The sequence below is a fragment of the Erythrobacter longus genome (assembly GCF_000715015.1).
GTDB lineage: Bacteria > Pseudomonadota > Alphaproteobacteria > Sphingomonadales > Sphingomonadaceae > Erythrobacter > Erythrobacter longus.
Window position 1 is genome coordinate 16,152 of record NZ_JMIW01000002.1, and the last position, 25,349, is coordinate 41,500.

Genomic DNA, 25,349 nt, shown 5'->3' on the forward strand with positions numbered 1-25,349 from the left:
GTTAGTTCCAGTTGCGCCCGCCACTTGCGCTGCGGGCTACTTTGTCATCGGGGTCAATCAATTCGCCTTCGGGGAAAGCTTCCAGAGTTGCTTGTACCAGCGGATGGGCCCGAATGCGATCCTGTGTTGCCTTGGCTTCGGCTTCCTCAGCCTCTCGCAGGCTGGGCTGTGCACCTTCTGCGTCGGGTCCGCTGGCCCGCTCAATCTGCCAGCGTTTGCCTGTCAGCTTGAAAAAGGCATCGCGAATATCGGGAATCGGATCATCGTTGTAATCGTCAGCCAGCTCGAAAATCAGCCGTTCGGGGGCAAGTTCAATCACGCGAATACGGTCGCGCATCATTTGCGCAACGCGCAGCTGGCCGCTGTTATCAATCTGGTCGACAATCTCGCCCCAATTGAGAGATGATGCGCGTGATGCGCGTGATGCGCTCGCGACAGGTGCAGCGCCCCCATCTGCTGCAGGAGCCGCGCTTTGAGTCGCGGGTGCCACGCCATTGGCGGCGATTTCTTCGATACGTTTGGCAAGCTTGCCCGGATCAGGAAGCTCGCTCGCGTGGAGCACCCGCAAAAGCGCCATTTGCAAAGCCACCAGAGGATCGGGCGCCTGGCGCACTTCGTCATGGCCTTTGAGCATCAATTGCCAGAGCCGGTGCAGTTCCCCTGCGCCAAGTTTCGATGCAAACTCTGCCAGAGCCGCGCGTTCGTCTTCGCTTGGTGCATCGGGCTCACCGCCGGAAACCTGCGCAACCGTAATGCGATGCACGAGGTCCATGAGCGTGCGCATCAGGGCGAGTGGTTCGACGCCGAGCGCATATTGCTCATCAATCCCGACGAGCAGCGCCTTTGCATCGCCCGACAGCAGATGCGACAGGATACGCCGCTGCGCGCCCTTGTCCGCAAGGCCCAGCATATCGCGAACGCGGCTTGCGTTCACCCCGCCGCCAGACCCCATGCTGGCGTCCATATCGGCATGAGCGATGGCCTGATCGAGGATTGAGAGCCCGTCGCGCACCGATCCTTCGGCCGCTGCAGCAATAATCGCCAAGGCTTCCGCCTCAGCTTCGACGCCTTCGAGCGAGCAGATCTTGCCAAAGTGCTGTGCCAAAAGGTCTGCCGGGATGCGGCGAAGGTCAAACCGCTGCGTCCGGCTGAGCACTGTAACGGGCAGCTTCTCAACTTCGGTGGTCGCAAACAGGAATTTGACGTGCGCAGGTGGTTCTTCAAGTGTCTTGAGCAAGGCGTTGAAAGCATTGCGCGAAAGCATGTGCACTTCGTCGATGATGTATATTTTGTAGCGCGCCGAAACCGCCGCATAGCGGACCTGTTCGATGATATCGCGCACATCATCAACGCCCGTATGCGAGGCCGCATCCATCTCGATCACGTCGATATGGCGGCCTTCGGCAATGGCGGTGCAATATTCGCATTTCCCACAAGGGTCGATGGTCGGACCGCCCTGCCCGTCCTCGCCCACGCAATTGAGCGCCTTGGCAATGAGGCGCGCGGTCGATGTCTTTCCGACTCCGCGCACCCCGGTCATGAGGAATGCATGCGCCAGCCGGTCCCGCTCAATCGCATTGCCAAGCGTGCGCACCATAGGCTCTTGCCCGATCAGCTCGGAGAATGTCTGAGGCCGGTATTTGCGCGCAAGCACGCGGTAGGGTTGGTTTGTTTCAGTGGGTGCTGGAGCAGTCACCGGATCGGGCGCTGGAGTCGGTGCAGGCGCAGGAGCGGCTTCCCCCATATCCCCACTGCCAAACATCGAATTTTGCCCCGCCGCCTCAAGCTCAGCAGCGCTCGGCCCCTTTTCCTCGGGACTATCGCCCTCTTGGGCATCCTTTTGCATTTCGGGCAGGTCTGGGTCTGAATCGGTCACGCAAACACGCTACGCGCTCCAACGCCGTTTGTCATCGCGCTGCGCAATCGAATTGTGTGAAAAAGGAGCCGAGCGACCCGTCGCAATCCACCTGGGCTGCTTCCTTCCGGACCTGACCCGGTGAGCGAACGCAAACGTCCACCCGACTCCCAAAGCGCATATGGCGTGAACCGGGCCGCGATTCAAGTCACTGTTTGGCGATACTTAGCGGAAATTGTCGGCGTAGGCTTGAAGCTTGAGCCTCTTGGGTGGGGTCGCATGGATGCGAACGACCAAGCCTTGCTTTTCCGCATATTCCTTCGCGGCCTCTTTGCTGGGGAACTTGAGCTTTACCTGTGCCTGCGTATCACCGCTTCCGGTCCACCCCATTAGCGGGTCAGCACGGCGCGCCTCGCTTTGTTCAAACTCTAGAATCCAGGTGTCGACCTTGGCTTTGCCAGATTGCATGGCGCTTTTGGGTTGCTGGTAAATAATCGCAGTCATTGTGGTATCCCTTTACGCAGCGAGCCCTTAATCCAATATCATCTGCGATTGAAGGCGTTTTTGGTCCGAAGGCCGGGGATTTCCCCCCATGGTTCTTCCGGCCAGCGGTGTTTTGGGTATCTCCCCTTCATATCCTTTGCGACATCCGCCCATGATCCGCGCCAAAAGCCGGGCAGATCGCGTGTGGATTGGATGGGCCTTCCTGCGGGACTAGTAAGCTTTAAAAGCAAGGGCGTGCGCCCGATCATCGGATGCGTATCAAGCCCGAACAAAGCCTGCACCCGCACCTCGACACTGGGTGCGTCATCGCCAGCGTAATCGACTGCGTGGCTTGTACCGGCGGGCGATGTGAATTTGAGCGGGGCCTGCGCGTCGAGTTTCTGGCGCTCGTTCCAATCGATCACTCCCAATGCTGCATCGGCAACGCGCGCTGGAGATACATCCAGATCGCGGCGACCTTCGAGAAGCGGCACCAGCCACAGCGCGCTCTGAGCTTTGAGATGCTCGACACCAAGCCCCTCCACCCCGGCAAATTCAGCGCGCGCAAGAAAGCCCTTGGGCAAAATTGCCCCCAGGTCATCCAGAGCCTTCTCCACAAGGATATCCACAAAGGCTTGGGGGTCCGGATCAGGATCAGGACCGCTTGAAAGGACGATTGCACCAAGGCGCTTTTCTCGGCGTGCCTCGGCGCGTTTTTTCTCAGAATTCCAGCGAGCTACCGTGCGTTCCTGAAGCTCATTGGCAAAGATCGCCTCCACCCGCGCCTGTGTCAATTCCGCAGCCGCCGTGATCCTTGCCCCCTTGGCTTGGCCCTGCGCATCACCGATAACAATCCAATCGGCCCGGGCAAGCGGAGAGGCCGCATCAAGCTGAAATCCGCGTCCGCCAGCGCTGAGCCAGTTCTCCCCCTTCGCATCGCGCCTGCGCGCCACAAAATCGGGCCGCGCAAGGGCCAGGCACTCGGCAGCGTCGCAGTCGAATTGAGCGCCCTCATTGGTGTGCTTGCTGGCAGATTTGCTTGCGGTTTTGGCCCAGCCCGACGCAATGCGGCCAGCGCTTTGGGCTCTCCTCGCCCTGTCTCCGCGCCAACGCGACAGGCGCTGCATCAGGTCCTCGTTGCGCCCGCCAAGCCCGCGTTCTTGCAAGAGCATGACCAGCCGGGCTGCTTCCTCACCGCAACCGGAACTCGCTCCGCTCAGCACACAGGCGGCATGATCCGGCGCCATCGGCATTGCTGCAATCGCTTCGCCCCATGGGGTAATGCGGCCTTCTGGATCCAGCGCGCCCAGCTTGTTCAATGCCGCCTTGGCAGCAGCCACGGAGGCAGCAGGCGGCGCATCAATCCATCGCAGTTCAGCCGGGTAACTCGACCCCCATTTCGCAAGCTTGAGCACCAATCCGGTGAGATCAGCGGTCTCAATTTCGGGGAGCGCAAATTCAGGACGGCCCAGATGTCCGCCCTCTTCCCACAATCGATAGGCGACACCCGGCCCCTGCCTTGCAGCGCGCCCTGCCCTTTGCGCCGAAGCTGCTTGGGAGGCGCGGCGGGTGACGAGATGTGTTGTGCCAGCCGCGCGGTCATATTCGGCCATGCGCGCAAGGCCACTATCCACGACCATGCTAACCCCGTCGAGGGTGAGCGAGGTTTCGGCGATGGCGGTTGCCAGCACGATGCGCCTGCGTCCCTTGGCATCGCGGGCGATTGCCTCGCGCTGCGCCGCCGGTTCAACCTGACCATGCAGAGGCAAAATGGGGGTGTCAGGCAATTTGGCTTCGAGCCGTTCACGCGTACGTTCAATTTCTCCTACGCCGGGAAGAAAGGCGAGGATATCGCCGCCCTGCACCCCAGCTCCTGCCCCAGCCCCAGCCCCAGCCCCAGCCCCATCGCGCCATGCCTGCATCACTCCGTTGGCAACCTGATCCTCAATTCGTGCATTGGGATCGCTCCCCAGCCATTTGATCTCCAACGGAAAACTGCGTCCTTCGCTCTCGATCACCGGAGCATGGTCGCCAAGCAACCCTGCAAAGCGTGTCCCATCAATCGTAGCCGACATGACGAGGACGCGCAGATCATCGCGCAGCACTTCGCGCGTCTCCAACGCAAGCGCGAGGCCAAGGTCGCTGTCCAAATGCCGCTCATGCGCTTCATCGAACAAAACCGCAGACACGCCAGCAAGCTCAGGGTCTTCGATCAGACGGTTCACAAGGATCGCCTCTGTCACGACAAGAATGCGGGTTTTGGCTGAGGTTTTGCTGTCGAGGCGGGTCATGTAACCCACCGTCTCACCCGGTTTCTCGCCCAACATCTGCGCCATGCGTTCGGCCGCAGCGCGCGCTGCGACCCGGCGCGGCGATGTCAGGATAATCTGTCCTGTGCACCAATCCTGCCCCAACAAGTCGGGTGCCACAGCCGTGGTCTTGCCCGCACCCGGCGGCGCGATCAGAACCGCTGCACTTTGGCGCGACAACGCTTCCCGCAAATCGGGCAGCATATCGTAAATGGGAAGATCAGGCGTCACGCCCGGCTAGTTAGCGCGATCAGTACCCGCGCGCGACCGCAAATTGCGCGGCTTCTGCCATTGCTGCACGCGCCTTGCTGTCGGGGAAGATGGAGATCGCATCAATCGCCCGCTGCGCAAAATGGCGGGCTTTTTCGCGCGTGTCTTCAAGAGCATTGTGCTTGTCAATCAGGCGGATAGCTTCGGCAAGGTCTGCGTCAGAGGAACGGTGCCCAAGGATTGCGTCTTTCCAGAATTTGCGCTCGTCCGTGTCGCCGCGAGCGTGGGCGAGAATGACGGGCAAGGTCATTTTGCCTTCGCGAAAATCGTCGCCCTGATCTTTGCCCATTTCAGCGGCATCCGAATCGTAATCAATCGCATCATCGATAAGCTGGAACGCCACGCCCAGATTGCGGCCATAATCTTCCAGAGCGCGCTCTTCTTCCTCGCTGCATTCTGCAACGACGGCGCTGATCTGGCTGGCTGCTGCGAACAGAGCAGCGGTCTTTGCACCGATGATGTGAAGGTAACGCTCTTCGCTCGTCTCAATCTGGCGCTGCGCGGTCAGCTGCGAGACTTCGCCCTCTGCGATCACGGCGCTGGCGTTGCTGAGGATTTTGAGAACCCTGAGCGATCCGTCTTCGGTCATCAACTCAAACGCGCGGCTGAACAGAAAATCGCCAACCAAAACCGTCGCCGGGTTGCCGAAAATGATATTGGCCGCAGCTTTACCGCGCCGCAGTTCGCTACCGTCGACAACATCGTCGTGGAGAAGGGTCGCGGTGTGAATAAACTCCACCGCTGCTGCCAGCTTGTGATGGCGTGTCCCCTGATAGCCGACCAGCTCAGCCCCTGCGAGCGTCAGCATCGGGCGCAAACGCTTTCCCCCGCCAGAAATCAGGTGCCCTGCGAGACGCGGGATGAGCGGGATTTCGCTGTGCATCCGCTCCAGAATCACGGTGTTCACCGAGTTCATGCCATTCGCGGTCAGCGACAGCATGGGCTCAAGCGTCGGGCTTTTGCGCGGCATAGGGATGACGTCTGCGGTCATGCCTTGCGCCTTAGGGGGAGCGCACATCGCTTGGCAAGCGCTGAATTGTTGCTACGTTTGCATCATATGACCGACGACCCACAACTCGCAAAGTTTCGCAAAAGTATCGACAATATCGATGCAGCTATCATCCATATGCTGGCGGAGCGCTTTCGTATCACGCAGGCTGTGGGGGAGTATAAGGCAAAAGTGACGCTTCCCCCTGCCGATCCTGCGCGTGAAGAACGCCAGATCGCGCGGCTGCGCAAGCTTTCCGAAGAGGCTGACCTTGACCCGGAGTTTAGCGAGAAATTCCTGCGCTTCATCATCGACGAAGTGATCCGGCACCATCAAAAAGCACGCGGGGAATAAAAAACGCTCAGGCGGTGTTCTCATACAAAAAGGGCGCGGAGAGGGTTGTTACTCCGCGCCCTTCTTCAAGGCAGCCCGCGGGTCGGTTAGACCGCCCTGTTCAGCGCCTTGGGGAACACTTCCAGCCAGCCACGAGGGCGTTTATGACCGGTGGATGCGCAGCGCCAAAATTGGTTTTCTACCTTGGCCGACGTTGACGCGCACCTGTTGGACGGCTGCGCGAAGTGCTGCGGGTGACTGTCCCCTCGCTACGTGTTCTGCTTGTCGAGCGCGAACCAACCGTTTTGCCGGCTGAATTGGTTACGGTCTGAGAGGCAGAACGGTTGCCGCGCCCATCACGGGTGCGCTCGCCGGAAACGTCATAGGTGTTGCCTCTGCGGCCCGTGGCGGTGCCTTCAAAGGTTGAGCCATTTTCGCCGCGTACACGCTCGCCGGAAAGAGACCGACTGTTGCCGCGCGGGCCGGTTTGGACAACGTCCACTGTCGCACCTGTATCTGTGCGCTGACGCACTGCACTGCTGGTGGCGGTGTTGCCATTGTTGAGGTTGGTTGCACTGCGTTCACGCGTCGCAGTGCCAGTCTCGGGATTGACCGTGGTTGTGGTGGCCGAACTAACGTTGGGGCCGTCAAAGGTCCGTGTACGGGTCTGCTCCTGAGCCACTGCGCCAGAAGCGGCAAGAGCAGCGATAGCAACAAATGTCATTGGGGTTTTCATATCGGGTAATCCTCATCTCTATGTGTCGGGTCCGTTTGTTTGCCAGCCATTGCATGGTCCACCATCCGTGCGGGGCTGATACTTCTAAAGACGAACCAGTCTCAGAAACCCTTCGCGGCGCTTCAAAAAAACTTGCGGGCTAAATTCATGGGTCCGGAAAGGGAGGGTCATCTTGTGCCTCTGCCTCGGCAGGGTCTGTCTGGGGTTGCGCCTCTTCGATGGGCTCCTGCGAAAGTGGAGCCACACCGCCCCCGCTGCGCCGTTCGCGAAACTGGCGAATTCTTTCCCGCCGCTCTTCAGGGGACATATCGCGGAAACGCCGGAGCCGGTCTGCGCCAGGGCCCTCGGGGATATCCCTGCGAATGATCTCGTCGCGCGACACTTGCCCCTCTTCCTCGAGAGTATTGCGCAAGGCATCGCGGCGTTCCTGCGTGCGCTCTTCTCGCCGCGTGTCTGCACGGTCGCGAAAACGCTCGATCCCTTCACGCAATCTCTGCTCTTGTTGAGGCGTCGGCGTGGGCAGTCCCTGCGCGCCGCGTCGTTCAATCACTCTGTCGATGCGCTGGTCCACCCTGTCGCGGCGATCCTCGCGGCGAATGTTGCGTTTGTCATCAACACGGCGGAAAACCTCTTCGAGCTCTTCGGAGGTATCAATTGGCCCTTCGATCCGGGTGGGACCCTCGCTTGACGGCGCAAGCGTTTCAACTGGACCTGAACCCGACGCAGAAGCTTGCGACTTTTCCTCAAACGTGATGGCCGACCAAACTTCATCAGCAGTGGGCACCTCGATACCCAGCTCATCCAGAACGCCAGTGGCGGCAGCGGCGGACGCAATGGCACCGGCAGTGACAATGCCGACAATGACCCGCCGGCTGCGCTGCCAACGGGGTTTTCGGGTAGGACGCAAGCGTGGGAGCGCTGACGCACGGCCCCGCGTTCCTGCAACAACCCGATCTGCAAAGTCTGAGGACAGCTCTGGCACCGCGAAGTCGTCGAGGGTTTGCTTCATCGTCTCATCCAAGGGGAATGGCTCTGTGCTCATCGTGCATCCCCTTGTTCGTGTGCCTCATAGGCATTTCGCAGGGCTGTTCTGGCCCGGTAAAGCAGCGACTCAAACGCTTTGATGTTCAAATCCATCGCCTCAGCCGCCTCAGAATTGGGCATTTCCTCGTAATATGTGAGAACAATCGCAGCGCGCTGGTTTTCAGGCAGCTGCGTTATCATTGCACGGGCAAGGCTAACCTGCTCGCTCTCGACAATCCTTGCATCGCTCAATGGCGCACCGTCTTCCTGCTCTGGCACTTCATTGCCCGCAATCCGTTTCGCAAGGCGTATCCGATCAAGCGCCAGATTGACCGTCACCCGCTTTAGCCAAGCCCCCAGATTGATCGAGCCTTGCGCATTCTGCGACAGTTTCGGAGCGTTATCCCACAATCTGAGCATGGCCTCTTGCACAATATCTTCAGCCTCCTGTGCCTCGCCAATCATGCGATAGGCGATGCGGTGTAGAATGGGTGAATGCTCTACGATCACCTCTCGAAACGCCGCTTCCTCGCGCTTCGCAATCTGCGCTACGAGCCCAGCATCACGCGCAGCACTTTGGGTGGCAGAGTGTCTGCCGGAAGGTTCGCAGTCTGGGCTGGTCTGTTCGCCAGTCATCACGTTTTCGTCATCTCTGCTCTCTATAACGGAGCACGACGAGAAACCCTTCGCGCGTCACTGACACAAAGGCGATTAAGCGCGTGGCAGGCTGAGCTCGACAAGCAATCCGCCCAGATCTTCGCTCTCGTCAAGCGTGACCGAACCGCCGTAAATTTCGGCGACATCGCGCACAATCGCAAGGCCAAGTCCTGTGCCAGGTTTGCCCGTATCCAGCCGCGCACCGCGATCAAAGATGCGGTCCCGCTCTTCTTGCGGAATGCCCATGCCGTCGTCCTCGACCCAGATTTGGCACTGTTCTGAATCAGGCTCCACATCGAGGGTGACAAAAACACTGCCACCGCCATATTTGGCCGCGTTTTCAATGAGGTTGCCAAGGATTTCGTCCAAATCCTGACGCTCTATCGCGACAAGCGCATCTTTCGTCCCGGCAATATCCAGTCGGCCATTGGGGTAAAGCCGCTCGACCGCGCGGCGCACGGCCTCTGCGCTTGCCCGTACATTGCTGCGCGCTTGGCCAACGGCGCGCCTTCCGACCGCCCTTGCCCGCGCCAAATGGTGATCGACATGGCGTTGCATTGTGCGGGTTTCGCGGAACACCGCTTCGTTGAGATTGGGATCGCGCGCGGTCGCTGCATTGGTGAGCACCGTTAGCGGCGTTTTTAACGCATGCGCCAAGTTGCCAGCATGCATACGCGCCTCTTCGGCCTGCCGCTCGGTGTGTTCGAGCAGTGCGTTCACCTCGTCCACCAGCGGCTCAACCTCGGCAGGAAGCGGCTCTGTGATGCGATTATCGCCGGTGGTGCGCAATTTCTGGATCGCTGCCCTCACCCGGCGAAGCGGTGACAGGCCATAGCGGATCTGAAGAAGCGCCATCACAAGCAGGCCCAGCCCCAGAACCGCAAAGCTCCAGGTAAGGATCAGGCGCACTTGCTGGATCTGATTATCAATCTGCTGCGTCGCGCTCGCCACGGCAAAAGTCCAACGCGTCTCGCTTCCCGGCAAGATCACAGTGCGTTCTGCAATCCGTAGCGGCTCGCCTTCAAATTGCGCGGAATCGTAAATGTGAACCTCGCTGTCGAACGCCGCTGCATCTGTGCCCGCGCCACGTTTGTCTGCTTGCAAGGAAAGCGTCCGGTCCCACAGACTGCGCGAAGGATACGGTTCATATCCTTCCCCGCTGATTTGCCAGTATAGACCGCTGCCCGGTTCCAGAAACCGTTGATCGCCGAGGGTGCGATAAAACCAGACCTCGCCAAAGCTGTCGATTTCAGCCGAGGCAATCATCGAGGTCAGCTGATATTCGAGCTGTTCATCGAAATTCGCCACGACTTGCCGGGTGAGCGTGCGCTCAAGCGCGATGCCGCCGCCCAGCAGCAAGATGATGATCCAGCCAGCCGCGATAAGCCCCATCCGCCGCGCCAGACTGGCACGTGGTTTGCGTGCGTCAGCGCCAACCGGCTCGTCCTGCACCTCGGCCTCAGGCGCAGATGCACCTTTGGAGACTTCGCGTGCAGACGCGTCTTTACCCTTGGGCTTGCCCTTAGGCTCGAGGTTGGTCTGCTGGGTCGTCGAGGCTGTAACCGAGGCCACGGATAGTTGTGATTACCTCTGCACCTAGTTTCTTGCGGATGCGGGTGACGAAGACTTCGATCGTATTGGAATCGCGGTCGAAATCCTGGTCGTATATATGTTCGATAAGCTCTGTTCGGCTCACCACCTTGCCCTTGTGGTGCATCAGGTAGGAGAGCAGCTTATACTCCTGCGCGGTCAATTTCACCGGTTCGCCATCAAGCGTCACCCGGCCAGAGCGTGTGTCCAGCCGGACTTGGCCAGCGGTAAGCTCTGATGAAGTGTTGCCCGACGCACGGCGGATAAGCGCGCGAAGGCGAGCGATGAGCTCTTCAGTCTGAAACGGTTTTGCCAGATAGTCATCAGCGCCCGCATCAAGGCCGGCAACCTTGTCAGACCAACTGTCGCGCGCCGTCAGCACCAGAACAGGGAAGGTTCGCCCTTCCTTGCGCCACATGCCAAGCACGGAAAGCCCGTCGATTTCAGGCAGGCCCAGATCAAGGATGCACGCATCGTAATCCTCGGTGCTGCCAAGGAAATGGCCGTCTTCGCCATCGGTTGAAAGATCAACCGCATAGCCGTTTTGCTCAAGCGTTGACTTAAGCTGTTGTCCAAGGGTTGGTTCGTCTTCGACGATCAGGATGCGCATATTCCACCATATTTACGAGTAATTACCCCAAAAGGACTGCGCGTTTGCTCGGCTCTCGTCAAGCGAGCACCACACCGCACAAGCGCATTCGTCCCCGAGGAATTGAAAAGACTATTCATAAACGGACAGATCGTGACCGTTACTTCGACCGGCTGATGATGCGGCCAGTGCGCGCATCGACATCGACATAGCTTACCCGGCCTTCGCGGATGAATTTAAGCCGATAGGCGCGTGCAGTGCTGTCATAAGAGGGGCCGAGATATTCGCTGCCGCCGCGCTGCATGCGCGGAACGATGCGGTTTTCAATCTCGCTCAAGGACAATTGGTTGCCGGCACGCATTTCGCGGCGGGCCGTGCCTTGATCCGACAGGCTTTGTTCCTGCGCAGTCACGCCAGCGGCAACAACCGAGGTTGCGCTGCCTGCGCCCAGCATCACCGTCAAAGCGGCACCGCCCATTGCGGCAAAAAGAAAGCGGCTTTTCGTCATCGTGAAATCATGCCTAGACTGCGCGCCTTGAACAAGTAGTGAATGCGGCACCGGATGTGTGTTCATAAAAGCCGCGCTTATTCACCGGCGCGCACCATCTCATATTTGATCGACAGGCTGACCCCGGTGCTGACCTGACCTGGCTGGACGGGGGCAGAAGCAACCATGTCCGCTTCGACCGGGGCAGAACGCATCGCCATTTGCGCGACCGGGCCTCGGCCTTGAATGCTCTCACTGACCGCAAGCACCGAAACCCCATCATATCCAAACATGGCGGCGTATTCCGACGCCCTTTCCTGCGCGCGTTCAATGGCGCGTTTGCGGGCAAGTGCCTTCGCTTCGGTATCGTCTTCTATGCTGAAGCTTGGCCCCGAAAGATCGGTTGCGCCTGCCACGACCAACGCATCAAGCGCGGCGCCCGTTTCCTGAACATCGCGCAGATTAACGCTGACCCGGTTGGACACTTGATAGCCGCGAAATATCTGACGCTGAGTTTCGCGGTCGTAATCATATTGCGCGTTGAGGTTGATGCCGGTGGTCTGAATATCCTTGTCCGGCACGCCCAGCGCCTTGATCCGGTCGATCACGCCTTGCATTTGCCGCGCATTCATTCGCATCGCTTCGACTGCGGTTTTTGCTTCGGAAGTTACCCCTGCCCCGATCGTCACAAGGTCGGGGTCTGCCGTCACACTTTCATAGACAGAAAGCTCGATCACCGGGCCATTGGCCGAAATCTCGACCTCTTGAGCGTTGGCTGCAACCGGGGCCACAAGCATTGCGGCAGCAGCGGCGCTAAGTGCGTAACGGATCATCAAAAATTCCTCCTCAATGCGGCTGCATCTACAGCTTTGTGCATGAGCGCGCACTGAACCGACTTGGCAGGTGTGATGCAAGCCCCTACTTGCGCAAACCCATGGCACAACCACCAATCCTCTCCTGGGAAGGTCTTTCCCTGCAACAAGGCGGCCGCTGGCTTTTTGGCGGACCACAGCCGGGAGAAGGCGCTGAGCCGATTGACCTGCACATCCTGCCCGGGGACCGATTGGCTCTGATCGGGCGCAATGGAGCGGGTAAGACGACGCTTTTGAAGCTGATCGAGGATCGCATCGAAGCGGACCGGGGACAGCGCCGGGTAAAGCCGGGCACGCGCATCGTGTTTCTTGAACAAGAGCCCGATTTTAGCGTGTTCGATACGCTGATGGATTTTGCGCTTGCCGATAACGGTTCGGGCGAACACGCGCCAGCCGCGCATGAGGTCGAAGCGATTGCCGGACAGCTTGGCATTGATATGTCCACCGATGCGGCAACGGCCAGCGGGGGTGAAAGACGCCGCGCAGCGATTGCCCGCGCTCTGGCGCAAGACCCTGACCTGCTCATGCTTGATGAGCCGACCAACCACCTGGATTTGAGCGCGATTGACTGGCTCGAAGACTGGCTCAAGCGTTACAAGGGCGCCTTCATCACGATAAGCCACGACCGGACGTTTCTGAAACGCCTGACTAGGGCAACCTTGTGGCTCGACCGGGGCACTTTGCGGCGCAAAGAGGTGGGCTTTGGCGGATATGAGGCTTGGGAAGAGCAGGTCTATGCCGAAGAAGCGCGCGCGGCGGAACGCATGGATGCAAAGCTCAAGATCGAAGCCCATTGGCTGGAACGCGGCGTAACCGCGCGCCGCAAACGCAACCAGGGCCGGCTTGAAAAGCTGCACCAGATGCGCGCTGCCCGCGCTGCGATGATCTCGGACAGCGGCTCTGCAAAACTGAAACTTGCCAATGATGAAGAGTTCAAATCCAAATCGGTTATCGTGGCCGAGGATATCTCCAAGACCTATGATGGCCGCGCGGTGATCAAGCCCTTTACCCTGCGTATCCAGAATGGTGATCGCATCGGAATTGTGGGGGCCAATGGAGCGGGCAAGACCACGCTTCTCAAACTGCTGACCAAAGAGATCGAGCCTGACACTGGCACGATTAGCCATGCGCGCACCCTTACTGGTGTGATGATCGACCAGCAACGCAAGCTTCTGGAACCGGGCGCGAGCGTGCGCGACATTCTAGCCGAGGGCGGCGACTGGATTGATGTGCGGGGCACGCGCAAACACGTTCAGGCATATCTCAAAGACTTTCTGTTTGATCCCAAGATTGTCGACACCAAGGTCGGAATTCTGTCGGGTGGAGAACGTTCGCGGCTCCTTTTGGCGCGTGAATTTGCCCGCACCGCCAATTTGCTTGTCCTTGATGAGCCGACGAACGACCTTGATCTTGAGACACTGGACCTCCTGCAAGAAGTGATCGCAGACTTTGACGGCACGGTTCTCATCGTAAGCCACGACCGTGATTTCCTCGACAAGACCGTCACTGTAACCCTTGGCCTTGATGGCACAGGGCGCGTCGATATCGTGCCGGGCGGCTATGAGGATTGGGAGGCCAAGCGCCGCAAGCCTGTAGTAGGCAAGACCAAGGCTTCGCGCGCTGAACCTGCCCAAAAACCTGCGGCGACCAAGCCCAAGTCGTCCGACAAACTCTCCTATAAAGACCAGCGCGACTACGAGCTGCTCCCTGCCCGCATCGAAGAGCTTGAGGCGGCAATTGCGAAGGGTGAGACGATCCTTGCCGACCCCGATCTCTTTACCAAAGACCCCAAACGTTTTGCCAATATCTCCAAAGGCCTGGAGAATGCTCGCCGGGAAAAGGACGCGGCGGAAGAGCGCTGGCTGGAGCTTGCAGAGCAGGTTGAAGGGTGAGTGATGGCGCTCACCATTTGAGCCTCCATAGCGAGATCAAGACCTGCACCACTTGCTCTGACCAACTGCCCTTGGGGCCCCGCCCCGTAGTCCAATTCTCGAACCAATCGCGCATCCTCATTATCGGTCAGGCCCCCGGCACCAAAGTCCACGCAAGCGGCGTTGCGTGGGACGATGACAGCGGCGACCGGCTGCGCGGCTGGCTTGGCCTCGACAAAGACACTTTCTACGACCCTGACAAAGTCGCGTTAATGCCCATGGGCTTTTGCTATCCCGGCAAAGCCAAGGGCGGCGATGCTCCGCCCCGCAAGGAATGCGCGCCCCAATGGCATGACCGCATCCTGACGGCTTTACCAAAGGAACGCCTGACGCTTTTGGTGGGCAGTTATGCCCAAGCGCAATATCTCCCCCATAGCCGCAAAGCCTCTTTGACAACCCGCGTTCAGGACGGCGAGCATATCAGCGAAGCGCTCGGCCCGGTGATCCCGCTGCCCCATCCATCGTGGCGCGTGCGTATGTGGATGGCGCGCAATCCGTGGTATGAAGAAGAGGTTCTTCCCAAGCTCAAGAGCCGCGTCGCTGCACAACTTTCCTAAGCACCCAACTTTCCTAAGACGTTGTTTCTGTGCTTTTTATCGCAAGTTTTGACACACTTGACACACTGTCCAGGGCCAAAAAACCCATCTCACCTGATGCGATAAAAATCGGCCACCCTTTCCAGCGCCAGTTGCAGCACCAATTTGCCGCTGCGCGCAGGCCAGCCAAGGTCCTTTTCCGCCTGTGGCAAGCCTTCGCCTGCACACACCACGCGCCACAAAACATCATCCAGACCCTTGCCAGCAGACGCAATCGCCCCGTCAAAGCGCATCTTTGCTGACACCTGCTTTTCGCTTGGGGAAAGGCCCGCCTCGGCGCTTCCCGGATTGCCGGTTTTCACCCGCACCGGGTCCCAGCGCATCGTGACATTGGGAGAGAGTTGCGCGCGCTCATAGTCATTGCGCAAGGCCTCGCCTGCATCGAACAGGCGATCCGACAAATGGCCGCGCGAATGCAGCCACGCAATCGGGGACTCGCCCAGATTGACCGTGACAGTGCGGCGGCTTCCCTTCGCCCCGCTCCCCCGCTTGGGCCCTTCAGAGGTCATCTCGATTTCCGCCAGTTTGCGCATAGTCCTGCTCCTAAACTCACCACATCGGTAAAATCAGGGCTTGCATCGCATTCGGTGATGTAGGAAAGTGGAAATCTCCAAATGGGTTATTTTGAAAAAGGCCATTTCGATGATCAATCGCATTCGTGAAATCAGGAAAGCGCGCGGAATGACGCTGGCGGATCTGGCGGCCGCCTGTCAGCCGGAAACAACCGCCCAAACCATCGGCCGTCTTGAAACGGGTATGCGCAACCTCTCCACCAAATGGATGGAACGCATCGGTGCGGCGCTGGGCGTTGATCCGCAGGTTCTGGTCGGCTCTGATAAAGCGCCGCGCGCACAAGTCATTGCGCAGCTTGGGCTTTCTGATCCCGAGGCGTTGAAAACGCCGCGCGATGCTGTCCTGCCAAGCGAGATGGCGGCACAGGAAGGTGATGAGCCAATGCTGGTGCTCGAAGTCACCTCCCCCGTGGGCGAATATCGCCCGGGCGATACGGTGTGGCTTAGGCAAATGGACGCGTGGAGCGCGAAGGATGCCGACTTCCTTTCCGCCATGAACCGCGATTGCCTGGTGCCGCGCCCGGGTGGCCGATTTGCTTTTGGACGGTTGATTGACCGGCGCGGTCCGCTTGTAGGCATTTTGCCAACGCAAGCGGGGCAAAAACAGCAGGTTATCGACAACCCCGACTGGATTGCGGTCGCCGTCATGCTGGTGCGCCCCCTTTAAACCGCCTGCTGCGAGGCTTAACTCGTTAACTCGCGCCCGCTATTCTTGACCCTCCCACAGGAGAACACCCTTTAAGTGAAGCATGTCCTTTCTCTCAGCACGCTTTATCCCAATGCGGTAAATCCGCGATTTGGGACTTTTGTGGCGCGCTCGCTTGAGGCATTTGCAAAACGCGGGGCAAAGAATGGCGATTGGCAGGTTAGCGTCGTCAATCCGATTGGGCTGCCGCCGGTGGCGCTGGGCCGATACCGGGCGTTATCCAGACTGCCAGAGTATGAAGAGGAGCGCGGCGTTGCGGTTCACCGCCCGCGCTTTACGCTGATCCCTGCGGTCGGCGCGCGGCGCAATGCTTCTGCTATCGCCAAGGCTGCTCTTCCCCTGATCCAGCGCATCCATGAAGAGAGCCCGATTGACATCATTGATGCGCAATTCTTCTTCCCCGACGGCCCGGCAGCGGCGTGGATAGCGCAGGAAATGGGCCTTCCATTATCGGTCAAGGCGCGCGGGTCCGATATCACCTATTGGGGCACTCTCGATTTTGCGAGGGAGCAGATGGTTGATGCTGCCAACCGTGCAAAGGGACTGCTTGCTGTGAGCGGATCGATCGCTGAAGAAATGGCAGCGATTGGTATGCCGCGCGACAAAATCCAACTGCACTACACCGGGCTTGACCGCGACCGGTTCCGCCCCCTCACCCACACACAATTGCGCGCGCAATTGCGCACAGAATTGGGCTTTGACCTGCCTGACAATGCGCCGCTTCTGGTGTGTGTTGGCGCTTTGATTGAGCGTAAGGGTCAAGACATTGCAATCGCCGCTTTGGCCACGATTGAGGGCGCGCGCCTTGTGTTGGTGGGCAAAGGCGATGACGAGGCGCATTTGCGCGTGCTTGCCCGCGATCTGGGCGTTGCGGATCGGGTGCATTTTGCAGGCTCGCTTGACCACGATATGCTGCCACTGGTGCTTTCTGCCGCCGATGCGATGGTGCTTCCCACAAGCAATGAAGGCCTTGCGAACGCGTGGGTTGAGGCGCTTGCCTGCGGGACGCCCGTTGTGACCTGCGATGTGGGCGGCGCGCGCGAGATCATCACCAATTCCACCGCAGGACGGCTGGTTGATCGCACTCCCGAAAGCGTTGCGGCGGGCGTTCAGGCGGTGCTGAACAATCCGCCCATGCGTCAGGCGGTCGCCGCGATGGCAGAGAAATTCAGCTGGCAAACCAACGCAATAGAGCTTGCCGCCTATTACGAAGGTTTAGTGGTCCAGCGCTAGGCGCGAGGCCGACACGCAGAGTCGCAAGCCCGACCGGGCGCCCGCAGGTGCCCCGCAGCATAGCGAAGGGAACAGCACCGAGGACGAGGCGCGGATGCGCCGTCGAAAGGAAACTAGAGCTCGCCCAGCACTTTCTTTTCCTGGAGGTCTGCCTCTGTCTCTTTGGGTATAAAGCTGTCCGATGTCACACCCGCCCAAAGGAGCAATGGCGAGGCCATGTAAACACTTGAATAGGTGCCTACAAACAGCCCGAATGTGATCGCTGCGACAAGGCCGAACAGGCTTTCCGGTCCGAACATAAGCAGCGGCACAAGCGCGATCAGAAGCGTGAGCGAGGTCATCACCGTACGCGCCAGCGTCTCGTTCACTGACAGATCCAAAAGCTCCGCCAAAGGCATCTTGCGATACTTCTTGAGGTTTTCGCGAATGCGGTCGTAGACGACGATTGTATCGTTCAAGGAATAACCGATGATGGCAAGGATCGCGGCGATAATCTGAAGGCTGAATTCCAGCTGGAGCAGCGAGAACATACCCAAGGTGAGCGATACGTCGTGAAACAGGGCAAAGAGCGCGCCGACACCAAACTGCCACTCAAACCGCACCCAGATATACAGCGCAACCATAACCATGGCGGCAAGCAATGCGAGGGTCGCATCACGGCTGAATTCGCCGGCCACCTTGCCTGAAACGGTCTGGTTTCCGTCGGTGCGAACGTCGGGATGGCCGTTTTGGATCGAGGCGACCACTTCGTTGCCAATGGCTGTGGCAGCACCGGGCGTTTCTTCTGCACCTTCTGGCAGAGGCACGCGGATGCTCACTTCATTGGGGGAGCCGAACTCCTGGACCACGGGCGTTCCATAACCCAGCGCTCCGACGGTTTCGCGAAGCTCGCCCACGGGGGCTGCATTGCCCTCTGCAAAGGTCAGGCGCACTTCCTGTCCGCCGGCAAAGTCGATGCCAAGGTTAAGGCCATTGACCGCGACAATGCCCCAGCTTGCGACCATCAAAACGAGGCTCACAACGAAGAACGGAATGCGCCAGCGCAGGAATTTGATGTTTGTGTCCTGGGGGACGAGTTTGAGAAGTTTCATGTGCTCTCGCCTCCTTCTTAAATGTTGATGTCTTTAGGACGGTTCGCAGCCAGATAGCTCGACACCCACATGCGGGTGAGGCTCAATGCGGTGAAAACCGATGTGACGAGGCCAATCACCAGAACAACCGCAAACCCGCGCACCGGGCCAGAGCCGAACCAGAACAATAGCGCGCCTGCGATAAAGTTGGTGACGTTCGCATCGTAAATCGCGCGTGATGCCTCTTTATAGCCGTTCTCGACCGCGGTGATGACCTTTCGGCCCCGCTTTCGCTCCTCCCGGATACGTTCATTGATCAGAACGTTTGCATCCACCGCCGCGCCCACGGTCAGGACAAAGCCTGCGATCCCCGGAAGCGTCAATGTGAAGTTGCCGATCGCCATCAAGCCAAGCAGAATCAGCACGTTCAAAATCAGCGCACCGGTCGCATAGATGCCAAAGCGGCCATAGGAAGCGATCATCAGTGCAACGACAGCCAGGCTGCCGACCAGCATTGCGATCATGCCAGAGCGAATCGATTGCTCACCCAGTTCCGCGGAAACTGTGCGTTCCTCGATCACGGTCAGAGGCACCGGCAGAGCGCCCGAGCGCAATTGGATCGCCAATTGGTTGGCGCTTTCAGGGGTAAAGCTTCCCGAAATCTGAGCGCTTCCGCCAAGGATCGGTTCGTTAAAGAACGGCGCGGAAATCACTTCGCCATCAAGGATAATGGCAAACCGCTCGCCGACATTCTCGGTCGAAAGCTGTGCAAATTTCTGCCCGCCAACCTGGTCGAATTGGATGTTGACGACGTTTTCGTTGTTCTCCGGGCTGACGCCTGCCTGCGCGCCGGTCAGACTGTCGCCGCGAATACCGCCAAGCCGTTTAACCGCCTCAAACCCGCCCGCAAACTGGCTATCGCTGGCATAGGGAAAAATCTGGCTGCCCGGATTGGCAACGCCCGCTTCGGTGTTGCTGGGCAGCGCCTGTTGGTCGACCAGTTTAAACTCAAGCTGCGCCGTCTTGCCAAGCAGGTCTTTCAATGCCTGCGGATCTTCCAGACCCGGCACCTGCACCACAATGCGGGTGTCGCCCTGACGCACAATCGTTGGTTCGCGCGTGCCAAGTTCGTCAATCCGGCGGCGCACAACTTCGGTCGCGCTGTCCATCGCATTGTTCACTGCAACGTTAAGCCCGCTATCGGTCGGCACCAGCACAAGGCGCTGCGTGTCGATGATTTCGAGTTCCCATTCCTGACGCAGCGAGCCATCGTTACCCATCATCAGCGGTTCAAGAACGCCGCGCGCCCGGTCGATGTCCGAAGCGCTGTCCAAAAGAAGCGAGAGCCGTCCATCGCTGCGCGAGGTATCGCCAAAGCGCACCTCCGGGGTTGCCCCGCGAAGCGCCGCTTCGACCGATTCTTCCATATTCTCAAGCCGCTCTGCCGCGACATCTGCCGGGTCAGCTTCGAGCAGAAGGTGCGAGCCCCCTGCCAAATCGAGGCCAAGGTTCACATGAGGCACTTCGTCACCGGTGTCGACACCGGCGGTTGCCAGCAACGAAGGCAATGCCGCCGCGACAAGCGCAAGGGTGACGGCCCAAAGCGAGATTTTCTTCCAGAGCGGGGTATCAAGCATGAGTGTGCTTTGATCCTATAAGAGATGTATTGGAAATGTACCGCGCCCGCTTGCCTGATCGCAAGTTACTGGGGCGCGGACCTTATTAGTCGTTCGCTGCCGGCTTTGAGCCGGGTTCAATCAAATCGGCGATGGTGTGCTTGACCGCTTTCACGCGCACATCTTTTGCAATTTCAATCTCTGCGTAAGTGTCGTCGGTCTTGATGACTTTGCCGACCAGACCGCCCTGGGTAACGACCTGATCGCCCTTTTTCAGGCCAGAGACTTTCGCTTGGTGCTCTTTCTGACGCTTCATCTGCGGGCGGATGATCAGGAACCAGAAGATCACAACCATGCCGACAATCGGCAACCAGTTGATCCAGGCTGGCGGCGCTTCGCCTGCACCTGCGGCGGCAGCGGTTAAAAGTTCAAGCATGTCTTTAAAAACCTATGTCTTTTCTTGATGAATGTGCGTGAGCGGTATCGAGATAGAGCTGTCCAAACCCGTTGGTTTGGTGGCCTTCAAAATCCCTTGATCCCGCTGTGCGAACACTTTGTTATCGAGCCTAAGTGGGCGCGCGTAGCAGCAATGCAAGCGTGCCGCAATCAGCCCTGTGGTAAAGAGGATAAAGCACGGCTCTTTTCTGCATATCAGTGAGCTCGCTTTCAATTTCACTCTTAACCCGCTTGCCAGCACCAAGGGAGCCGCTTATACGCCCGCCTCTCCACCGGTTCGGGAAGTAGCGCAGCCTGGTAGCGCATCACACTGGGGGTGTGGGGGTCGCAGGTTCGAATCCTGTCTTCCCGACCAGTGGAGCTTTCGCAAATACGTTTGTCGAAGCAGGGGGTCACTTCGTCCTTTGGCACTGTTCTAGCAGTTGGTTTTTTGATTTCAGGCGCGCGCAAGGAAATTACATGACCGCTACGCCCGCCAAGACCTCTCCTTTTGGAATGCTGTGCCTTTGCGGTGCAGCCTCCCTCGCACTGAACACCGCTCCCGCATGGGCACAGGACGTCCGCGTCCAGAACAGCGATGTCGATATTGCGCAAACAGGTGAAACCTCCACCGATGGGCGAACACGCCGCACTTTCACACCTGAGGATTTCGCCAACTTTGCCCCGCGCAGTGCCGCCGATATGGCGCGCCAGGTGCCCGGCTTTTCCATTCGCGAAGGGGATGGCGCACGCGGCCTTGGTGCAGCGGACACCAATGTTCTGATCAACGGACGCCGCATTTCTGGCAAATCCAACGGGCCGGTCGAAGCGCTTGGCCGTATCCCTGTGGAAGAAGTCGTCCGGCTGGAGCTGGTCGACGGGGCTAGCCTCGATATCGGCGGACTTACGGGACAGGTTTTGAACGTCATCACCGCCAGAAGCGGCGGCATCACCGGCACATATCGCTACGCCCCGCAAATCCGCACAAGGGGCACCCCGCCCCGCCTTCTGGAAGGACGCGTTTCATTTGCAGGCGGCGGGCAGAAGGATGAGTGGACGCTCTCGCTCCAAAACGATTCCAACAGGCGCGGCGATGATGGCTTCGAATTTGTGTTCGACGGCGCTGACAATTTGATCGACACCCGCGAAGAGAAAGCCAATTTCGCCTTCGATACAATCAGCGCGTCCGGCTCCTATTCGCGCGTTGCCGACAACGGAAACGTGCTGAACCTGACAGGCGAGGTCGCCGGATTTATCCGCCGCGACCGCGAAATTTCACAGCGGTCTGGTTCAATCGATCCGGTTGACCGTGTGCGGACATTGCGCAGCACAGAAGACGAATTCAATTTTGAAGTCGGCGCCGACTATGACTTTACGGTTCTGGGCGGCCGGTTGAAGCTGATCGGCTATCACCGGTTTGAAGACAGCCCGACAACCTCTTCGGTCATCACTGAATTTGCCGATGACAGCCCTGTGCAAGGCTCTTTATTCACTCGTGACGCGGACGAGGGAGAGACGATTGCGCGCGGCGAGTTTACCTTTGGCGCAGCAGGCGGTGATATGGTCATTGCGCTCGAAGGCGTGAAGAACTTCCTTGATATCGAGGCATCCCTGGAGGTCCGCGATGGCCAAGGCGTACTGCAACCTGAACTGCTGACCGGCGCGAACAGCCGCGTCGAAGAAGACCGCGCCGAGGCAACCGTTACATACAGCCGCCCGCTGACCTCAAATCTGCAATTGCAAACCAGCTTTGGCGCAGAATATTCGCGGATCAGCCAGGATGGGCCAGCCGGCCTCACACGGACATTTTACCGGCCCAAAGGCTTCATCGCATTCGATTGGAGAGCGAGCGAGAACTTCGATCTCTCCGGTCGGGTAGAGCGCCAGGTCGGGCAGCTCAATTTCTTCGATTTCATCGCCTCGGTCGATCTTGATTTCAACAATGCCAATGTGTCGAATGTGGAGCTTGTACCGCCCCAGCTTTGGCGCTTTGAGCTTGAGGGCAATATCGGGCTAGGCGCGCTTGGCAGCCTTGCCTTGCGGCCGTTCTATGAAGATGTGTCGGACATTGTCGATCTGATCCCGATTGATGGCGGAGGGCAGGCGCCGGGCAATATTCCCTCTGCAAGCCGTTATGGTATCGAGGGCGATGTGACGCTTTTGTCCGAGGGGCTCGGCTGGCAGGGTACACGGTTTGATGCAGGGTTCCGGCTTGCAAACAGTTCCGTGCGCGATCCTCTACTGGGTTTCAGCCGCAACCTGTCAGGGTTTGAAACCGAGCAGATCGACTTTGAACTGCGCCACGATTTTGCCTCGACCAATTGGGCATCAGGACTGACCGCGTTCTGGAACAATCAGGCCGAAGACGTGCGCCTCGACCAGATTTCCCTGCGCCGCGAAACCTTCGGCTTTGCGGGCTTTTACGTCGAGAACAAGGATGTCGAGGGGATGGTTGTGCGCCTTGCGATCAACAATATCCTCGATCGCACCAACAAGATTGACCGCACCGTTTTCCTCGACCGCGCCGCGGATATTGTCGATTTTCGCGAGGACCGCGACCGCACTTTCGGGCAGATATTTACGCTCGAGATTGAAGGAACGTTTTAAGCGGACTATCGCGGGCTCCACGATAAAGGACCTGAGATGAGCGACACCGCCACGATCAAAATGCGCAGCTGGCTGTTTGCCCCTGGCGACAGCGAGAAGAAGATGGCCAAAGCCATTGCGAGCGATGCGGATATCGCCCTGCTCGACCTTGAAGATTCGGTGGTGCCGGAGCGTAAAGCCGAGGCGCGCAAGATGGTGGCCGACGCGATTGCGAGCGCCCCTGACAAACGCCGCATCTGGGTCCGGGTGAACCCGCTTTCAGGCGACTGGACCAAGGGCGATCTCGAAGCGGTTATCGCCGCAGGACCGGGCGGCGTTTTCTTGCCCAAGGCAGAAGGCGGCCATGATGTTACGACGCTCGACACAATGATTACGCCGCTGGAACAGGCCGCAGGGATCGAAGCCGGCTCCACCAAAGTCGCAGCGCTCGTCACTGAAACAGCCGCCGCCATGTTCACCACCGGCACATACGATGGGGCCCCCCGTCTCGCGGCAATGAGCTGGGGCGCGGAGGATCTGTCCAGCGAGCTTGGCGCAAGCGAGCAACGCGGGGCCGATGGCGAATACACCCATGTCTTCGAAATGGCCCGCAGCCTGTGCCTGCTCGGCGCAATCAAGGCGGGCGTCACGCCAATCGAAACGGTACAGCCCGAATTTCGCGATCTTGAGGCTTTGGAAGCCCGTGCGCGGTCCGTTCGCGCTCAGGGGTTTCGCGGGATGCTCGCCATCCACCCCGCCCAAATTGCGCCGATCAACGCAGCTTTCACGCCCAGCGGGGAAGAGCTTGCCCATGCCAGAGCCATTGTTCAGGCCTTCGCTGACAATCCCACCGCAGGCGCGCTTCAGCTTGATGGCAATATGATTGACCGCCCGCACTTGGCCCTTGCCCAAAGATTGCTTGCCGAAGCGGGTGAGTAGGAAATATCCGGTTATAGAATTTTCCTACACGAACCAATTTGGTTATCCATCAAGCGACTCGCACAAAGGAGCGCTTTTGCATGGGACTTCTCCAATCACTGATCGGCCCGATCACCAAACTGCTCGACAAGATTATCCCTGACAAAGAGGCGCGCGCCAAGGCGCAGCTTGAGCTCATCAAGCTTGAGGGTAGCCAGGAGATGGAATTGATCGAGGCGCGCCTTCAGGCGATCGTTGCCGAGGCAAACTCCACAGACCCCTGGACAAGCCGCGCGCGCCCAAGCTTTCTTTATGTGATGTATGTCCTGATCCTGACAGCGCTCCCGATGGGCTTGCTCAGCGCGTTCAACCCGGACGCTGCAAAGGATATTGCAAGCGGCATGAACGCCTATCTCGCAGGGCTGCCAGAACCGCTCTATGCGCTGTTTGGGACCGGCTATTTAGGCTACACCGCCGCGCGCCAATGGGGTAAGGTTAAGGGCGTGGACAAATAGGCTCGGTAAAAACCCGGAGCCCGCCTGTTAACTTACGGACAAGCACTTGGCGCTAAACCGCTTCGTATGATCCAATTGGCCTACACAAGTTCAGCTGCTGAAAGCCTTGGTTCTGGCGACGTTTTCAAGATCATTGAAACGTCGGCCAGAAACAATGCCGGTGCACAGCTGTCAGGTTTTTTGATCTACGCAAATCAGCAATTTTTTCAGGTCATCGAAGGCCCGTCATCGGCCATTGACGACCTGATGCGGCGGCTGAAACTTGATCCGCGCCATCACTCGATCAAGATTGTCCACCGGGCCAATGTCTCCAGCCGGTCGTTTCCCAAATGGTCGATGAAACGCATTGCCTTGCCTGATGGCGATGTAAAACTCCGCGAGCTCATCCCTCAACTCGGCGGCGCCCCGACGCTGGTCAGGGAAGCTGCTCAAAGGTTTGTAAATCTCGCCTTTGCATAAAGCATTCGTGGCTTTGCGTGCGCCCGGCAAAAGGGTAAGCGTGCGCGCATGACAGACAAAGTTTACGTCCTCAACGGCCCAAACCTCAACCTGCTCGGCCTGCGCGAGCCCGAGATTTACGGGTCCACCACGCTCGATGAAATTGCGGGGACGCTAGAGGATAAGGCGCGCGAACACGGCCTTTCCATCGACATGCGCCAGACCAATCACGAAGGTATGCTGGTCGATTGGCTGCATGAGGCGCAGGCTGAAGGCGCACGCGCCGTGCTGCTTAATGCGGCGGCCTACACTCACACCTCCATCGCGCTGCTTGATGCGATCAAGGCAATCACAACGCCGGTTGTCGAGGTGCACCTGTCCAACCCCAAAACGCGCGAGGAATTTCGCCATCTTTCCTATGTCGGCATGGCAGCGGCCAAAACAGTCGAGGGGCACGGCGCAGCATCCTACACCATCGCCTTGGACGCCGTCGTTTCTGGAGAAGTGTGACAATCCCGTAAGAAACATACACAGATCAAAG

The 25,349-nt window shown here is 58.9% G+C and carries 25 protein-coding genes, 1 tRNA gene and 1 other RNA gene; 11 read left to right on the plus strand and 16 right to left on the minus strand.

Translation table 11 applies throughout. From position 1 onward, the window contains the following. Nucleotide 1: 1 nt before the first annotated feature. The 5 genes from EH31_RS05985 to EH31_RS06000 all read right to left on the minus strand — a co-directional run bounded on the left by EH31_RS05985 (nt 2) and on the right by EH31_RS06000 (nt 5,908). Complete coding sequence (locus EH31_RS05985; protein ID WP_034959168.1) at nt 2-1,846, minus strand: DNA polymerase III subunit gamma/tau; 1,845 nt, start codon at nt 1,844-1,846, stop codon at nt 2-4. Between the two features lie 88 nt (nt 1,847-1,934). Then, an RNA gene (gene ffs, locus EH31_RS17195) (signal recognition particle sRNA small type) lies at nt 1,935-2,029 on the minus strand. A gap of 51 nt (nt 2,030-2,080) precedes the next feature. Next, complete coding sequence (locus tag EH31_RS05990; protein ID WP_034959170.1) at nt 2,081-2,359, minus strand: ETC complex I subunit; 279 nt, start codon at nt 2,357-2,359, stop codon at nt 2,081-2,083. Nucleotides 2,360-2,397: 38 nt separating this feature from the next. Then, nucleotides 2,398-4,878: an ATP-dependent helicase HrpB gene (gene hrpB, locus EH31_RS05995; protein ID WP_277813503.1), complete on the minus strand. Its 2,481-nt coding sequence runs from the start codon at nt 4,876-4,878 to the stop codon at nt 2,398-2,400. A gap of 19 nt (nt 4,879-4,897) precedes the next feature. Beyond that, nucleotides 4,898-5,908: a polyprenyl synthetase family protein gene (locus EH31_RS06000; RefSeq protein WP_034959173.1), complete on the minus strand. Its 1,011-nt coding sequence runs from the start codon at nt 5,906-5,908 to the stop codon at nt 4,898-4,900. Between the two features lie 66 nt (nt 5,909-5,974). On the opposite strand from EH31_RS06000, the gene EH31_RS06005 reads away from it, so the two are divergent. Continuing rightward, nucleotides 5,975-6,259 (plus strand): chorismate mutase, encoded by a 285-nt coding sequence (locus EH31_RS06005; protein ID WP_034959175.1) that lies wholly within the window; start codon nt 5,975-5,977, stop codon nt 6,257-6,259. A 178-nt stretch (nt 6,260-6,437) separates the two neighbouring features. Here EH31_RS06005 and EH31_RS06010 read toward each other — a convergent pair whose 3' ends face one another. From EH31_RS06010 to EH31_RS06040, 7 genes are all read right to left on the minus strand, one after another. Beyond that, complete coding sequence (locus EH31_RS06010; protein WP_034959178.1) at nt 6,438-6,962, minus strand: hypothetical protein; 525 nt, start codon at nt 6,960-6,962, stop codon at nt 6,438-6,440. A gap of 157 nt (nt 6,963-7,119) precedes the next feature. Continuing rightward, a complete protein-coding gene (locus EH31_RS06015) occupies nt 7,120-8,016 on the minus strand; it encodes a hypothetical protein (protein ID WP_034959181.1) in 897 nt (298 codons plus the stop codon). Next, nucleotides 8,013-8,633 carry a sigma-70 family RNA polymerase sigma factor gene (locus EH31_RS06020; protein ID WP_051699014.1) on the minus strand — a complete coding sequence of 207 codons (621 nt, stop codon included), beginning with the start codon at nt 8,631-8,633 and terminating at the stop codon, nt 8,013-8,015. The genes EH31_RS06015 and EH31_RS06020 overlap by 4 nt, the downstream gene beginning before the upstream one ends. A 75-nt stretch (nt 8,634-8,708) precedes the next feature. Continuing rightward, nucleotides 8,709-10,046, minus strand: coding sequence for a sensor histidine kinase (locus tag EH31_RS06025; protein ID WP_081853280.1), 1,338 nt, complete (start codon nt 10,044-10,046; stop codon nt 8,709-8,711). A 130-nt stretch (nt 10,047-10,176) separates the two neighbouring features. Beyond that, on the minus strand, nt 10,177-10,854 hold the full coding sequence (locus tag EH31_RS06030; RefSeq protein ID WP_034959185.1) for a response regulator transcription factor: 678 nt from the start codon (nt 10,852-10,854) through the stop codon (nt 10,177-10,179). 139 nt (nt 10,855-10,993) lie between these two features. Further along, nucleotides 10,994-11,341 carry a PepSY domain-containing protein gene (locus tag EH31_RS06035; RefSeq protein ID WP_051699015.1) on the minus strand — a complete coding sequence of 116 codons (348 nt, stop codon included), beginning with the start codon at nt 11,339-11,341 and terminating at the stop codon, nt 10,994-10,996. A gap of 77 nt (nt 11,342-11,418) precedes the next feature. Next, the gene (locus tag EH31_RS06040) at nt 11,419-12,153 is read right to left on the minus strand and encodes an SIMPL domain-containing protein (RefSeq protein WP_034959187.1); all 735 of its coding nucleotides are present in this window, start codon (nt 12,151-12,153) and stop codon (nt 11,419-11,421) included. A gap of 101 nt (nt 12,154-12,254) precedes the next feature. On the opposite strand from EH31_RS06040, the gene EH31_RS06045 reads away from it, so the two are divergent. Together EH31_RS06045 and EH31_RS06050 are read left to right on the plus strand one after the other, a co-directional pair. Continuing rightward, nucleotides 12,255-14,084 (plus strand): ABC-F family ATP-binding cassette domain-containing protein, encoded by a 1,830-nt coding sequence (locus EH31_RS06045; RefSeq protein WP_034959189.1) that lies wholly within the window; start codon nt 12,255-12,257, stop codon nt 14,082-14,084. A 17-nt stretch (nt 14,085-14,101) separates the two neighbouring features. Further along, on the plus strand, nt 14,102-14,680 hold the full coding sequence (locus EH31_RS06050) for a uracil-DNA glycosylase family protein (protein WP_034959445.1): 579 nt from the start codon (nt 14,102-14,104) through the stop codon (nt 14,678-14,680). An 89-nt stretch (nt 14,681-14,769) separates the two neighbouring features. On the opposite strand, the gene EH31_RS06055 is transcribed toward EH31_RS06050, so the two are convergent. After that, nucleotides 14,770-15,252 (minus strand): DUF6456 domain-containing protein, encoded by a 483-nt coding sequence (locus EH31_RS06055; RefSeq protein ID WP_034959190.1) that lies wholly within the window; start codon nt 15,250-15,252, stop codon nt 14,770-14,772. A gap of 109 nt (nt 15,253-15,361) precedes the next feature. Between EH31_RS06055 and EH31_RS06060 the strand changes: the two genes are divergently transcribed. Further along, complete coding sequence (locus EH31_RS06060) at nt 15,362-15,958, plus strand: helix-turn-helix domain-containing protein (RefSeq protein WP_034959446.1); 597 nt, start codon at nt 15,362-15,364, stop codon at nt 15,956-15,958. A 75-nt stretch (nt 15,959-16,033) separates the two neighbouring features. Continuing rightward, nucleotides 16,034-17,230: a glycosyltransferase gene (locus EH31_RS06065; protein WP_034959192.1), complete on the plus strand. Its 1,197-nt coding sequence runs from the start codon at nt 16,034-16,036 to the stop codon at nt 17,228-17,230. Nucleotides 17,231-17,343: 113 nt separating this feature from the next. On the opposite strand, the gene secF is transcribed toward EH31_RS06065, so the two are convergent. The 3 genes from secF to yajC all read right to left on the minus strand — a co-directional run bounded on the left by secF (nt 17,344) and on the right by yajC (nt 20,352). Beyond that, the gene (gene secF / locus EH31_RS06070; RefSeq protein WP_034959193.1) at nt 17,344-18,321 is read right to left on the minus strand and encodes a protein translocase subunit SecF; all 978 of its coding nucleotides are present in this window, start codon (nt 18,319-18,321) and stop codon (nt 17,344-17,346) included. A 17-nt stretch (nt 18,322-18,338) separates the two neighbouring features. After that, nucleotides 18,339-19,937, minus strand: a complete 1,599-nt coding sequence (secD, locus tag EH31_RS06075) for a protein translocase subunit SecD (protein WP_034959194.1) — start codon at nt 19,935-19,937, stop codon at nt 18,339-18,341. 85 nt (nt 19,938-20,022) lie between these two features. Then, the gene (gene yajC, locus EH31_RS06080; protein WP_034959195.1) at nt 20,023-20,352 is read right to left on the minus strand and encodes a preprotein translocase subunit YajC; all 330 of its coding nucleotides are present in this window, start codon (nt 20,350-20,352) and stop codon (nt 20,023-20,025) included. A gap of 298 nt (nt 20,353-20,650) precedes the next feature. On the opposite strand from yajC, the gene EH31_RS06085 reads away from it, so the two are divergent. From EH31_RS06085 to aroQ, 6 genes are all read left to right on the plus strand, one after another. Beyond that, a tRNA-Pro gene (locus tag EH31_RS06085) sits at nt 20,651-20,727 on the plus strand. A gap of 104 nt (nt 20,728-20,831) precedes the next feature. Then, a complete protein-coding gene (locus EH31_RS06090; protein WP_081853259.1) occupies nt 20,832-22,958 on the plus strand; it encodes a TonB-dependent receptor plug domain-containing protein in 2,127 nt (708 codons plus the stop codon). Nucleotides 22,959-22,994: 36 nt separating this feature from the next. Beyond that, nucleotides 22,995-23,876, plus strand: a complete 882-nt coding sequence (locus EH31_RS06095; RefSeq protein ID WP_034959196.1) for an HpcH/HpaI aldolase/citrate lyase family protein — start codon at nt 22,995-22,997, stop codon at nt 23,874-23,876. An 80-nt stretch (nt 23,877-23,956) separates the two neighbouring features. Next, nucleotides 23,957-24,370, plus strand: coding sequence for a holin family protein (locus EH31_RS06100; RefSeq protein WP_034959197.1), 414 nt, complete (start codon nt 23,957-23,959; stop codon nt 24,368-24,370). A 66-nt stretch (nt 24,371-24,436) separates the two neighbouring features. After that, nucleotides 24,437-24,829 carry a BLUF domain-containing protein gene (locus EH31_RS06105; protein WP_051699017.1) on the plus strand — a complete coding sequence of 131 codons (393 nt, stop codon included), beginning with the start codon at nt 24,437-24,439 and terminating at the stop codon, nt 24,827-24,829. 48 nt (nt 24,830-24,877) lie between these two features. Next, entirely contained in the window at nt 24,878-25,318 is a 441-nt protein-coding gene (gene aroQ / locus EH31_RS06110) for a type II 3-dehydroquinate dehydratase (RefSeq protein WP_034959199.1), read from the plus strand. Nucleotides 25,319-25,349 lie beyond the last annotated feature (31 nt).